We start from the raw sequence: 12589 nt of genomic DNA, 5'->3' as shown, positions 1-12589 counted from the left end.
CGCTCGGCGGACCGAGTTCACGTCAGGACTCCTTACCAATGAACGAGCGAGCACAGAGGAGTGGTCGAGGATGACCGCGAACGTCGAGACCCAGCCGCTGCCACACTGGGAGACCAAGCCCGAGGACGTCACGGGCGCCACGGTCGAGATCAAGCGAGCGCTGCGCGCGCGTATCGCAGCGAGCGGCCGCTCGGTCGAGGAGGTGTTCGCCGACCTCGAGGCCCGCATCGCGCGTCGCGTCGAGACGATCAAGGCCGAGCGCGAGGCCGGCGAGCAGGTCTGGCCTGTCATCGACTTCGCCGACATCGAGGCGGGCACGGTGCCCGCGGATCTCGTCGCCAAGGTCAAGGAGCGCGGCTGCGCCGTCGTGCGCGGCACGTTCCCGCACGAGCAGGCGCTCCAGTGGGACCGCGACATCGTCGACTACACGACGCGCAACAACTTCTTCGAGAAGTACACCGGCCCTGCCGACGACTTCTTCGCGAGCGTCGAGAGCACGCCCGAGATCTACCCGATCTACTGGTCGCAGCCGCAGATGGAAGCGCGCCAGAGCCCGCGCATGGCCGCGGTCCAGGCCTTCCTCAACAGTCAGTGGAAGCACGAGTCCGAGGGCCGGCAGTGGTTCGACCCCGAGCGCGACTCGCTCTACCCCGACCGCATCCGTCGCCGCCCCCCGGGCACCGACTCCGCGGGCCTCGGCACCCACCTCGACACGGGGTCGATCGACCTCTACATGACGCAGGGCTACCAGCAGGTGTTCCGGCACCTCTTCTCCGGCGACGTCGAGAGCTACGACCCCTGGGACGCCGCCCACCGCACCGACGCGGTGAACTACCCGGCGTCGACGATGTGCTCGGCCTTCCGCACCTTCCAGGGCTGGACCGCGCTGTCGGACATGGGCCACGACCAAGGCGTGCTCCACACCGTGCCGATCCCGGAGGCGATGGCCTACCTCATGCTGCGCCCGCTGCTCGACGACGTCGCCGACGACGAGCTCTGCGGCATCGCGCACAACCAGACCTTCCCCATCTCGTGGAAGTGGCACCCGCTGCTCATGGAGGCCGTCTCGGGCATCCCGGACGTGCAGGCCGGCGATACCGTCTGGTGGCACTGCGACCTCATCCACTCGGTGGCCGAGGTCGAGGACCAGGTCGGCTGGGGCAACGTCATGTACATCCCCGCCGCGCCGTGGTGCCCCCGCAACGAGGCGTATGCCGTGTCCGTGCGCGAGGCCTTCCTCACCGGTTCCAGCCCGGGCGACTTCCCCGAGGAGCACTACGAGCGCGACTGGGAGGGGCGGTTCCAGCCCGAGCAGCTCAACGAGATCGGCCGCCGCGGCCTCGGCCTCTCGGACTGACCCGCCCCACACCCGCGCTCGCACACCCCGACTTATTGCCCAAAAGCGACACTTTCGCGGCCTTTCGGCCGCGAAAAGTGTCGCTTTTGGGCAATAAGTCGCAAAGGGGGTGGGGGTCAGACGCCGCGCATCTGGCGGATCCGGAGGGCGAGGGCGAGCGTCAGGCGGAGCTGCGGGTCGGTCGTGAAGGGGCCGAGCATCTGCTCGAGCTTGGCGATGCGGTAGCGCAGCGTGTTGTAGTGGAAGAAGAGGATGCGCGCGGTCTCGGCGACGTTGAGGTTGGTGTCGAGCAGGACCTGGAGCGTCTGGCGCAGGTCCGCGTAGGACGTCTGGTCGTCGGTCGCGAGATCGCCGAGTGCCTCGTCGACGAAGGCCCGCAGGTCCGCCGAGTCGGGAATGAGCGAGAGCAGCCGATAGATGCCGAGCGCGTCGAAGTGCATGACCGCAGACTCGCCCTGCATCTGCCGCCCGACGGCGACCGCACGCAGCGCCTCGGAGTAGGCCCGCGGAATCTCCGCCACCGACTCGACCGGCCGCGACACCCCGGTCGAGAAGGAGCGCCGCCCGCCGCCCCCGTCGCCGCGCACGACCTTGATGACCTCGCCGACCGACCGCATGACCGCGTCCTGCTCACCGTCGCCGCCACACGGCGCCGGCATGAGCGCGACGACCTCCTGCGAGAAGCCGGCGACCGGGGCCTTGGGCTCGCGCGTCCGCACCGCCTGCACCCAGGCCCTCACGAACCGGTCCTGGAGCGAGCGGACCTCCTCGCTGGCCCGCGAGGTGTGCGAGTCGTCCTCGTCGGTCTCCGCGACGACGACGACCATCCGGCGGTCGAGGTCCCACCCGAGCGAGGCCGCGTGGGCCACCGCCTCGGCCGGCGCCCCGACACGCCCGACGAGCGTGTCGCGCAGGAACTCGGCGCGGTACTTGCCCTCGACCGCCGAGACAGCCTGCTCCTTGGTGATGGCGAGCGCCGCGACCGTCGCCGCCCGCTCGAGCCCGTGCACGTCGGTCGTCGTCAGCACCTCACCGGGCGTGAAGACCGCGAGCAGCCCGTGGTCGGACGTGCCGGCGACGATCCGGACCATCGTGCGCTCGGACCTCGCGACCCCGGGCTCGCGCACGCCCACCGGCTCGTGCTCGACGATGAGCCGTCCGGTGCGGTCGAAGCAGTCGAGCCCGAGCACCGTCTCGACGTCGGCCTCGGCACCTGCGGTCGTGAGCACGCGACCGTCGGTCGTCGCCACGAGCGCGACACCGCCGAAGAGCTCGACGAGCGACTCGCACAGGTCACCGAGGGACCCGCCGCGCAGCACGGTCTGGACGAGGATTCGGTTGACCTCGTCCTCGCGACGCAGCAGCTCGGCCTGGTGGTCGACGACGCGCCGCAGCGACTCGACGGTCGCTCCGTCCTCGACCGTCCCCGGCCCTGCGGATGGCAACTGCTGGGCCTGAGCGGCCGGATCGTTGGCAACTTTCACCATCCGGTCAGAGTAGCCGCGCTGGCTAGCGTCGGAGCGTGCATCCCCGAATCCCGGCCGCGGCCTCACCGCTCACGCTGGGACTCCTGACCGGGACCCCGCGCCCGGCGGTCGTGCTCGCGGCCTTCCCGACGGCGCTCTACCTCGGCCTGCCCGAGCACGCGACCGTCCTGCCGGTCGTCACGAGCGACGCGCTCGTGCTCCCGACCGCGGTCCGCCTGCCGACACCGGGTCCGCGCGACTGGGGTGTCGCCGTCGGTGACGTCGTCAACATCGGTGGCTACGTCATCTCGCTGCCGTCCCACGGCATACGGGTCGTGCGCTCGTGGCGACCACGTCAGGTGACCGCGGCACGCCTGCTCCCCGACTGTTACGACTGGTCCGCCCTCCTCGACGAGGTGGGTCTGGGGGAGGGGCTCACCCCGCGCGCGGACGACGTCCTCTGCGGGGCGTTGCTCGCCGCACGCGCACTCGGCCTCGACCTGCCCACCGAGCTGCCCCTCACCCGCACGACGAGCCTCTCGGCTTCCCTCGTGGCCGCCGCAGCCAAGGGGTATGCCGTGTCCACCGTCGTCGACCACGTCACCGCCGTGGCGGCGGGCTGCCCAGACCTGGCACCCACCCGGGCGGCGGTGCTCGGCATCGGGCACACGTCCGGCGAGGCCCTCCTCGAGGGCGTCGACCGCATCCACGATTTCGTCAACAGCCCTCTGCCGGAAGGAATCCCGTCGTGAGCGTCACCCACGTCGACGTGCGCCGAGGCGCCTACCACGACTCCGTCACCCTCCTCCAGGTCTCGCGCACCGTCGCCGACGTCGACGGCGTCGAGGCGGCGCAGGTCGCCATGGCCACCGAGCTCAACGTCGAGGTCCTCGGCAGCATGGGCTTCGACGTGCCCGAGGGCGCAGGCGCCAACGACCTCGTCGTCGCCGTCCGCGCTGCCGACGACGCGGGAGTCGCCGCGGGCATCGCGGCCGCCGAGTCGGCGCTGGCCGCGAGGTCCGCGACGCAGAGCGGAGGCTTCGGAGACGCCCCTGCACCCCGGACGACCGCGGCCGCCGTCCGGGCCGGCGATGCCGACATCGCGCTCATCTCGGTGCCCGGCCGCTTCGCCGCGGCAGAGGCGCTCGACGCGATCGCGACCGGCGCCTCGGTCATGCTCTTCTCGGACAACGTCCCGGTCGAGGACGAGGTCCGGCTCAAGGACGCGGCGGCGGCCGCCGACGTCCTCGTCATGGGCCCGGACTGCGGCACGGCCGTCGTCAGCGGCGTCGCCCTCGGCTTCGCCAACGTCGTCGGCGCCGGACCGATCGGCATGGTCGCCGCCTCGGGCACGGGCGCCCAGCAGGTCATGTGCCTCCTCGACGCCGCGGGCGTCGGCATCTCGCACTGCCTCGGCGTCGGTGGTCGCGACCTCAAGAACGCCGTCGGCGCACGCTCCACCCGACAGGCCCTCGCGGCCCTCGCCGCCGACCCGTCGACGACCTCGGTCGTCGTCGTCTCGAAGCCCCCGGACGAGGAGGTGCTCACCGACCTCGAGGCGTATGCCGGTGGGCTGGGTCTCCCGGTCCGCTGGGCCACGCTCGGCGCCGGGCGCCCCGACCTCACCTCGGCGGTCGAGGCGCTGCTCGAGGCCGAGGGGCACGAGGTGCCGCAGTGGCCGGCGTGGGTCGCGGACGGTGATCCTGCTGCGGGGTCGGTGGAGGGCAGCCTGCGCGGCCTCTTCTGTGGTGGCACCCTCGCTGACGACTCGATGCTGCTCGCCGCCGACGCGCTCGGCGACATCCGCTCCAACATCCCCCTGCGCGACGACCTCGCCCTCGGCGCCGACCTGCGCGACGACGGCCACCTCGTCATCGACTTCGGCGACGACGGTCTCACCCAGGGCCGGGCGCACCCGATGATCGACCCCACCCTCAGGATGGAGCGGATCGCCGCGGAGGCGAGCGACCCGACGTGCGGGGTGCTGCTGCTCGACCTCGTCCTCGGCCACGGCGCCCACCAGGACCCCGCCGGCGAGCTCGCCGACGCGATCCGCGAGGCCAAGCACACGGCGAGGGACGGGGGCCGCCACCTCCCCGTCGTCGTCTCCGTCACCGGCACCGAGTCCGACCCCCAGGGCCTCACCCGCACCGCCGAGACGCTCGCCGCCGCCGGCGCCTCGGTCTTCCTCTCCAACCGCGATGCCACCCGGCACGCCCTGTCCTTCCTCGGGAGCGCGCGATGACGGCGTCCACCTCCACCGCGGCCAACGGCGGCGCGGCACCCCTGCGCGGGCTCCTGTCGGCCGAGTCCCCGACCGTCGCGACCGCCGGTGTCGGCCTCTTCGCCGACGCACTGCGCGGACAGGCGGTCACCGTCGTCGAGGCCGACTGGCAGCCGCCGATGCCCGGCACCGAGGGCGACCTCGCCCGGGTCCTGGCCGACACGCGCCGTGCGGAGGCCAACGCGACGGCATACGCGCGCATGGTCGCCGCGGGAGCCGAGCTCTGCGACGTCAAGCAGGCCAAGGACGCGCTCGGCCTCGAACGCGGCACGTTCCTGCACGCCGGGCCGCCGATCGAGTGGGAGCGCATGTCGGGCCCGCTCAAGGGCGCGCTCATCGGTGCGGTCCTCTTCGAGGGGCTGGCCGACAACGCCGAGGAGGCCGAGAAGGCGCTCGCTGCAGGGCAGTTCGCGTTCGAGCCGTGCCACCACCGCGACGCGGTCGGCCCGATGGCCGGTGTCGTGTCGCCGTCGATGTGGATGTACGGCCTGCGCGACGAGGTCCACGACGCCTGGTCGTGGTGCTCGCTCAACGAGGGCCTCGGCAAGGTCCTGCGCTACGGCGCCTACGGCCCCGAGGTCGTCGACCGGCTGCACTGGATGACCGACGTCCTCGGGCCGATCCTCCAACGCTCGGTGCGCGCGACCGGTCCTTTCGACATCCGGTCGATCCTCGCCCAGATGCTCCAGATGGGCGACGAGGGCCACAACCGCAACCGCGCCGGCTCGCTCATGCTCCTGCGCGAGCTGCTGCCGGGCATGATCACCGCCAAGGCGTCGTCGGACGACATCGCCCAGGCGGTGCGCTTCTCGGGCGCGAACGAGCACTTCTTCCTCAACCTCGGTATGCCGGCCTGCAAGCTCGCGACGATGGCCGCCCACGGCGTCCCCGGGTCCTCGCTCGTCACGACGATGGCCCGCAACGGCACCGACTTCGGTATCCGGGTCTCGGGCACCGGCGACGCGTGGTTCACCGGTCCGGCGAACACCCCGCAGGGGCTCTTCCTCGGTGACTACGGGCCGGACGACGCGAATCCCGACATCGGCGACTCGGCGATCACCGAGACGGCCGGCATCGGCGGGTTCGCGATGGCCGCGGCCCCGGCGATCGTCAAGTTCGTCGGAGGCGACGTGCCGTTCGCGCTGCGGGCGACGCAGACGATGTACGAGATCACGTTCGGTGAGCACCCGATGTACCAGGTGCCCATCCTCGACTTCCGCGGGACGCCGACGGGGATCGACGTCGTCTCCGTGGTCCGGACCGGGATCCTGCCGCAGATCAACACGGGCATGGCCGGCCGCGTCGCCGGCACCGGTCAGGTGGGGGCTGGACTGGTCACGCCGCCGGCCGAGTGCTTCCCCGCGGCCCTCGCCGCACTGGGTCGGGCCGTCCCCGCATAGGTCGGTCCGCCCGGCGCGATGGGTCGGGCGGTCCCCGCAGAGGTCCGCCCGCCGCGTTGGGGCGGGCCGCCCCGGCACAGGTCCGCCCGGGAGGGTGTCTTCGCTCCCTCTGGTGACGCACAGGCACCACACCCCACCTGCGTCGCCACCTGATGCGTAGGCCGCGTGCGCCGAGGGACGCAGCGAAGGAGGTGGCCTTGCGTCCGGAGATGGAGCGAAGACACCCCACCGGTGGGGGTGATGGGTGGCGCCCCCCGCCGGCGGACTCCGCTCTGGGAGGATGGCGGTCGTGACGGCTCAGATACTCGACGGCAAGGCGATCCTCGCGACGATCAAGGAGGAGCTGCGCGGTCGCGTGGCAGCCCTCGCGGAGCGCGGCATCACCCCGGGGCTCGGCACCGTGCTCGTGGGCGACGACCCGGGCAGCGCCTGGTATGTCGGCGCGAAGCACAAGGACTGCGCCGAGATCGGTCTGTCGAGCATCCGCCGCGACCTGCCCGCGACGTCCACGCTCGACGAGGTCCTCCACGTCGTCCGCGAGCTCAACGCAGATCCCGCGTGCACCGGCTTCCTCGTCCAGCAGCCCACCGGGCTCGACGAGAACCGCATCCTTGCCGAGGTCGACCCCACGAAGGACGTCGACGGCCTGCACCCGATGAACCTCGGCTGGCTCGTGCTCGGCAAGGACGCGCCGCTGCCCTGCACGCCCGTGGGTGTCGTCGAGCTGCTCCGCCGCCACGACGTGCCGATCGCGGGCGCGCGGGTCGTCGTCGTCGGGCGCGGCATCACCGTCGGTCGCCCGCTCTCGCTCATCCTCACCCGTCGTTCCGAGAACGCGACCGTCGTCCAGTGCCACACCGGCACGGTCGACCTCGCGGCCGAGGTGCGCCGGGCCGACATCGTCGTCGCCGCCGCGGGCGTACCCGGCCTCGTCACGGCCGACATGGTCAAGCCCGGTGCCGCCGTCCTCGACGTCGGCGTGAGCCGGGTCGTCGAGGACGGGAAGTCGGTCATCGCCGGCGACGTCGCCGCGGACGTCGCCGAGGTCGCGGGGTGGGTCAGCCCCAACCCCGGCGGGGTCGGGCCGATGACCCGCGCGATGCTCCTCACCAACGTCGTCGAGATCGCCGAGAAGCAGGCCGGCATCCGCTGACCGAAGGGGCGGGCTCAGCGTCAACTCCTGCACGGCATACCGCATCGAAAGTGCTGTGATCGCAGCACTTCCCACGCGGTAGCCGTGCGGCTGCGCACGGCAGCCCGCACACAGCACGAGGCCCGTGTCCCTCAGGGAGGGAACACGGGCCTCGTGGTCTCAGCCGCGAGTCAGCTGCTCAGGAGCGTCGTCACGGGGTGACGGCGTCGAGGGCGTCGACGAGACCGGCACCGTAGTAGCCGGCGCCCTTGGCGCCACCCTCGCAGGTGGCGTCGTTGACGCCGTCACGGTTGGCGTCGTAGAACTCGGGGCAGGCCAGCGTGTCGGCCTCGCGCTCGAGGGTCTTCATCGCCTGTTTGGCCTTGAGACCGGTGTCGGTGCCCCGGATGAGCGCGACCACGCCGGCGGCGTGCGGGGACGCCATCGAGGTGCCCTGCTTGTAACCCCAGCCGCCACCGACGACGGTCGAGAGGATGCGGCCGTTCTTGTCGGGGGTGTCCGCGGCGACGCGCGAGTCACCACCGGGCGCGGCGACGTCGACGACGTTGCGACCCCAGTTGGAGTAGTAGGACTTGACCGCCGTCGGGCCGACCGAGGAGGTGGTCACGGTGTTGCCGACCTCGGTCGGCATGTCGTAGCAGCGCTGGTCGGTGTCACGCGGCGTCGGCTCGGGCGTGTTGTTGGGGCTGCCAGTGTCGGTGATCGGCTTGGAGAGGTCCCACGCCGAGTTGCCGGCGGCGGCGACGTTGACGACGTCCTTCTTCTCGCTGTACTTCAGCGCGCGCTCGACGGCGAGGATCGCGGCCTTCTCGTCGAGGTTGGCCTTGCACCACAGGGCATAGGGGTCGATGTAGTAGGAGTTGTTGGTGACCTCCATGCCCTTGTCGGCGGCCCAGATGAAGCCACAGATGGCGTACTCGGGGTAGATGTAGCCGGCGTCCTCGACGACCTTGACCGAGGCGAGCTTGACGTTCGGGGCGACACCGACGATGCCGACGCCGTTGCGGGCGGCGGCGATGGTGCCGGCCACGTGCGTGCCGTGGTCGGAGGTCGTGGGCTGCCACTTCGTCGGGCTCGTGTTCGGGACACCGCGGTCGGTGCAGTCGACCGACTGCGACGCGTCGACGTTGGCGGCGAGGTCGGGGTGGTCCGCCTCGATGCCCGAGTCGAGAACGCCGACGGTGATGTCGCGGTTGCCGTCGGTCTTGAGGTGGGCCTTGTCCGCACCGATCTGGCGCATGTCCCACTGGTTGGCGTTGAGCGGCTCCTTGGTGTCGTCGCCACCGGTGGTGCCGGGGCCGAGGCCCCTGACCGCGCCGTCGGGGACGATGGCCGAGGCCGGCTCGTAGGCCTGCATCGCGCGCGACGGGCCCGCGGCGACGATGCCGGGCGCGGTGCGCGCCTTGTCGTCGAAGGTGTCGTCGCTCGCGCTCGCGACGACGACACCGATCTGCGGCCACTCCTGCACGACGGTGCCGCCTGCGGCCTCGACGGCGGCAACGGCCTTGTCGGTCCCGGTGCCGCCCTGGGCGACCAGGAACGAGGTCTCCGCGATCGGGGCTGCTCCGGCGGGAGCGGTCGTCATGGCGGTGGCGGCAACGGCACACGTCGCGGTGGCGGCGATGGCTGCGGCCTTGCGCATGAAGGTCGAGTTCACTGTTTCCTCCTGGTTGTGGACCGCCCCTTCGCGGTCCCACCGGCAACCCTGCCGACCCGACCGGAACAGATCAATAGCTCTGCACAAGATTTTGTGCAATCCATACCTTGGGGTGGTCGACGACGCCCGTATGCCGGCCCACGCAGAGCGTGGGACCCGCGCCCGAGGTGGGCGCACGGCATACGGGAGGGCTCGGGACCGGCGTCAGAGGGTGGCGAGGCGCAGGTTGGTGAGCTCGTCGGGGTAGTGGCGCTTGATGGCGAGCTTGCGCTCGAGGTCCTCGATGATCGGCGGGGCGTAGTCGTGGCCGTAGAGCTGCTCGCACGACCCGAGGCCGCCCGGGCTGAAGACGTTGACCTCCATGAGCTTGTCGCCGACAATGTCGAGGCCGACGAGGAACATGCCGTCGGCGACGAGCTTGGGTCGGACCGCCTCGACCAGCTCGAGCATCTCGTCGGTGACGGCGACCTTGCTCGCCTTGCCGCCGGCCGACATGTTGCTCCGCAGGTCGTCACTGCTGCTCTTGCGGCGGAAGGCGGCGATGCGGCCGTCCACCTCGAGCGGCCGACCGTTCATGACGAACATCCGGACGTCGCCGTCCGCGGCTGCAGGGAGGTACTCCTGGGCCACGACGTAGCCGTCGCGCGCGATCGCCTCGATGATCTGGCTGAGGTTCGGCGACTCGTCGTTGTTGACGAGGAAGACGCCGCTGCCGCCGCTGCCTTGGAGCGGCTTGAGCACGGCACGGCCACCGAGGTCGGAGATGAAGGAGGCGATGCGGTCCTCGTCGCGGGAGATGAGCGTCTGCGGACGCACGGCCTCCGGGAAGTGCTGGAAGTAGGCCTTGGACAGCGCCTGGGCGAGGTTGGTCGGGTCGTTGACGACGAGGACCCCGGACGCGGCGAACAGCTCACCGAAGGCGACGGCCGCGGTGTTGGCCCAGGGACGGTCCTCGGCGTCCTCGGCCGGGTCGTTGCGGAGCATGACCACGTCGAACTCGCCCAGCGGGAGCCGCTCCTCCACGTCCGGCTTCTGCACGTCGTCGAGGTAGCGCTCGAGGGAGCGGTAGCTCTTGGCCTTGCCGCCGCGGGCTCGAGCCGTGAGCGACCCGTCCGGCTCGTAGGCGAAGTCGCCGATGCCCATGAGGTAGGCCTCGTGGCCCATCTGGGTGGCCGCCATGGCGAGCCGCGTCGTCGTGTAGACGGGCTTCTCGCTGAGGACGTCGTTGACGACGAATCCGATCTTCATGCTGCTCCTTCGATGAGGCCCGCCACGTCGTCGGCCCGGTCGGCCGCGGCGGCGAGCCGGGTCTGTGCGGCGGCGTCCTCGAGGTAGCGAGGGCGCAGCCGGGGTGGGTTGAGCACGCCTCGGTCGTCGAGGTCGCGGATGAGCGGCAGGTCCTCGAGCGAGAACTTGCCGAGCCAGAGCAGGTCGAGCTCGCCGCCGTCGCGCAGGTGGACGAGGAGCTCGACGAGGCCGCGCAGGTAGATCGCGTCCTTGCTGAGGCCGCCCGAGCGGAACGCGCGCATCGTCGTCGTGAACGCGCTGTTCTCGGGGAATCCCTCGTCGACGAGGGCCCGCCACGCCTCGACGAAGTCGGCGCCGGAGTGCATGCGATGCACGGTGAGCACGCGGGCGGCGAGCTGGCGCAGGCGGAACGGCGTGAGCTGCCCGCACCCGATCTCGGCGAGGACGGCGAGGCCCTCCTGCGTCTCGTCGTAACCGGCGAGCCCGGACCCGAGGACTCGCACCGGCTGGGCCGTGCCGTTGACCTGGGTGACGAGGTGGGTGCCGACCTCGTGCTGGATGAGCGCGTTGGCACGCGAGACCTGGACTGCGGAGTCGGTGTCGATGAGCAGCGTGTTGCCGCTCACCATGACGCCGTTGACGTCGTCACGCATCTCGGCGTGGATGTCGATCTCGGGGTCGATCTCGCGGTAGTGGTCGATCTCGGCCTGGGCGAGGGCGAGGAACGCCGGTGCGTCGAGGCTCTCGCCGGGGCCTTCGGTCCGGTGGACCCGCTCGAGGATGCTCTCGGCCTGGGCCTGCAGCTCGGGTGAGGCCGCGCCGTAGAGCTGGATGCTCAACGCGCTGAAGTCGTCGGTGTCGCGGGCCTTGAGCATCTCGATCTGGAGGGCGAGCTCGCGGTGCTTGGCGCGCAGGAGGTGACCGAGCGTGGGGTCCTCGACGGACGCGACGTCGATGTTGTCGAGCGCCTTGGCGAGCACCTCCGGGGCCACCTCGAGCGGCCGGTAGGTGAACTTCGGCGGACCGACTCGTCCCTCCGCGAACTCCTGACGGACGTGGTCGGCGTTGACCGGCGTGACGTCGAGCAGGAACTGCATGCTGCCCGCCGTCTGGGCAAGCGTGTGGTCGATCGCGAGGTCGGCGACCGACAGCTGGGTGCGGCTCATCCCCGCGCGAACTGGCCAGAGCCGCCGGTCGCGGCGAGCGCGCGCAGCACCGGGTCGACCGTCTGTCCCAGCGCACGGGCGAGGTCGGCGATGCGCGCGCGGTCCGGCTGCCCGGTCCACTCGTCCATGTAGGTCTTCTTGAACTCGAGGGCGAGGGCCACGCCGTGGTCGGGGTAGCGCTCGTGCACCCAGGCGCAGAGGTTCGCGCCCTTGAAGCGCACGTTCTCGCGCACGTCGATCTCGCCGCCCGCGGTGTCGGTGCCGGCGAGGGTCGACATGAAGACGTCGACGACGTCGCCCCAGCGGTCGCGGTCGAGCGAACCGGTGCCGACGTTGACCTCGGGGTTCTCCCCACCCGGGGCCTCGGGCTCGTCGGCGCCGTCACGGCGGTGGTTGTAGGAGTGCACGTCGTAGAGGACGAACGGTCCTCGCGCGGCGACGGCGTCGAGGCGCTCGCCGAGGGCGGCGTAGAAGGCGTCGTGGACGGCGAGCGAGCCCTCGGTCAGGTCGTCCGGCAGCTCCGCCTCGCGCCACACGTGCAGGTCCCAGGCGTCCTCGGGGCGGCGGTAGACCGCCTCCTCGCGGGGACGGTTGAGGTCGACCTCGAAGCGTGACCGGTGGACGACGACCCGGGCCGGGCACTCGGCCCCGATGAGGTCGGTGAAGGGGTCCTCCTCACGCAGCCGCGTGTCCTCGTCGAGCACGAGGTGGGAGGCGATGTCGTCGCGGAGGTCGTGGCCGGTGTGGATCGCGGTCGCGACGAGCTGGCCGCTCCAGTCGCCGGAGAACGAGAAGGCATCGGTGCTGGTCGGGGGCATGGCGTCATGTCTACCCGACTCCGGTGGCGAGATGGGGCCA

10 protein-coding genes are annotated in these 12589 nt (G+C 71.5%); 5 read left to right on the top strand and 5 right to left on the bottom strand.

The genetic code is table 11. From position 1 onward, the window contains the following. The first annotated feature begins 70 nt into the window (after positions 1-70). Positions 71-1357 carry a DUF1479 domain-containing protein gene (locus N798_RS05050; protein ID WP_035946767.1) on the top strand — a complete coding sequence of 429 codons (1287 nt, stop codon included), beginning with the start codon at positions 71-73 and terminating at the stop codon, positions 1355-1357. A gap of 116 nt (positions 1358-1473) precedes the next feature. On the opposite strand, the gene N798_RS05045 is transcribed toward N798_RS05050, so the two are convergent. Next, positions 1474-2844, bottom strand: a complete 1371-nt coding sequence (locus N798_RS05045) for a PucR family transcriptional regulator (RefSeq protein WP_035946765.1) — start codon at positions 2842-2844, stop codon at positions 1474-1476. Between the two features lie 35 nt (positions 2845-2879). Between N798_RS05045 and N798_RS05040 the strand changes: the two genes are divergently transcribed. From N798_RS05040 to N798_RS05025, 4 genes are all read left to right on the top strand, one after another. Further along, positions 2880-3575, top strand: coding sequence for an oxamate carbamoyltransferase subunit AllH family protein (locus N798_RS05040; protein WP_084100137.1), 696 nt, complete (start codon positions 2880-2882; stop codon positions 3573-3575). Further along, on the top strand, positions 3572-5068 hold the full coding sequence (locus N798_RS18640; RefSeq protein WP_035946763.1) for an FdrA family protein: 1497 nt from the start codon (positions 3572-3574) through the stop codon (positions 5066-5068). Before N798_RS05040 ends, N798_RS18640 begins: the two co-directional genes overlap by 4 nt. Continuing rightward, on the top strand, positions 5065-6507 hold the full coding sequence (locus N798_RS18635) for a YlbE family protein (protein WP_052116935.1): 1443 nt from the start codon (positions 5065-5067) through the stop codon (positions 6505-6507). The genes N798_RS18640 and N798_RS18635 overlap by 4 nt, the downstream gene beginning before the upstream one ends. A gap of 289 nt (positions 6508-6796) precedes the next feature. Then, positions 6797-7660: a bifunctional methylenetetrahydrofolate dehydrogenase/methenyltetrahydrofolate cyclohydrolase gene (locus tag N798_RS05025; protein WP_035946826.1), complete on the top strand. Its 864-nt coding sequence runs from the start codon at positions 6797-6799 to the stop codon at positions 7658-7660. Positions 7661-7850: 190 nt separating this feature from the next. Here the strand turns inward: N798_RS05025 and N798_RS05020 are convergent, their stop codons facing one another. The 4 genes from N798_RS05020 to N798_RS05005 all read right to left on the bottom strand — a co-directional run bounded on the left by N798_RS05020 (position 7851) and on the right by N798_RS05005 (position 12549). Beyond that, positions 7851-9317, bottom strand: a complete 1467-nt coding sequence (locus tag N798_RS05020; protein ID WP_229708608.1) for a S8 family peptidase — start codon at positions 9315-9317, stop codon at positions 7851-7853. Between the two features lie 204 nt (positions 9318-9521). Continuing rightward, complete coding sequence (locus N798_RS05015; protein WP_035946762.1) at positions 9522-10565, bottom strand: glutathione synthetase; 1044 nt, start codon at positions 10563-10565, stop codon at positions 9522-9524. Beyond that, positions 10562-11731 carry a flavohemoglobin expression-modulating QEGLA motif protein gene (locus N798_RS05010; protein ID WP_052116934.1) on the bottom strand — a complete coding sequence of 390 codons (1170 nt, stop codon included), beginning with the start codon at positions 11729-11731 and terminating at the stop codon, positions 10562-10564. The genes N798_RS05015 and N798_RS05010 overlap by 4 nt, the downstream gene beginning before the upstream one ends. After that, positions 11728-12549: an N-formylglutamate amidohydrolase gene (locus tag N798_RS05005; protein ID WP_035946760.1), complete on the bottom strand. Its 822-nt coding sequence runs from the start codon at positions 12547-12549 to the stop codon at positions 11728-11730. Before N798_RS05005 ends, N798_RS05010 begins: the two co-directional genes overlap by 4 nt. Between the last annotated feature and the right edge of the window lie 40 nt (positions 12550-12589).

Source organism: Knoellia flava TL1, assembly GCF_000768675.1.
In the GTDB taxonomy this organism is placed as follows: Bacteria; Actinomycetota; Actinomycetes; order Actinomycetales; family Dermatophilaceae; genus Knoellia; species Knoellia flava.
Note: the sequence above shows the minus strand (reverse complement) of the source record. Positions and strands in the feature narration are given on the sequence as shown.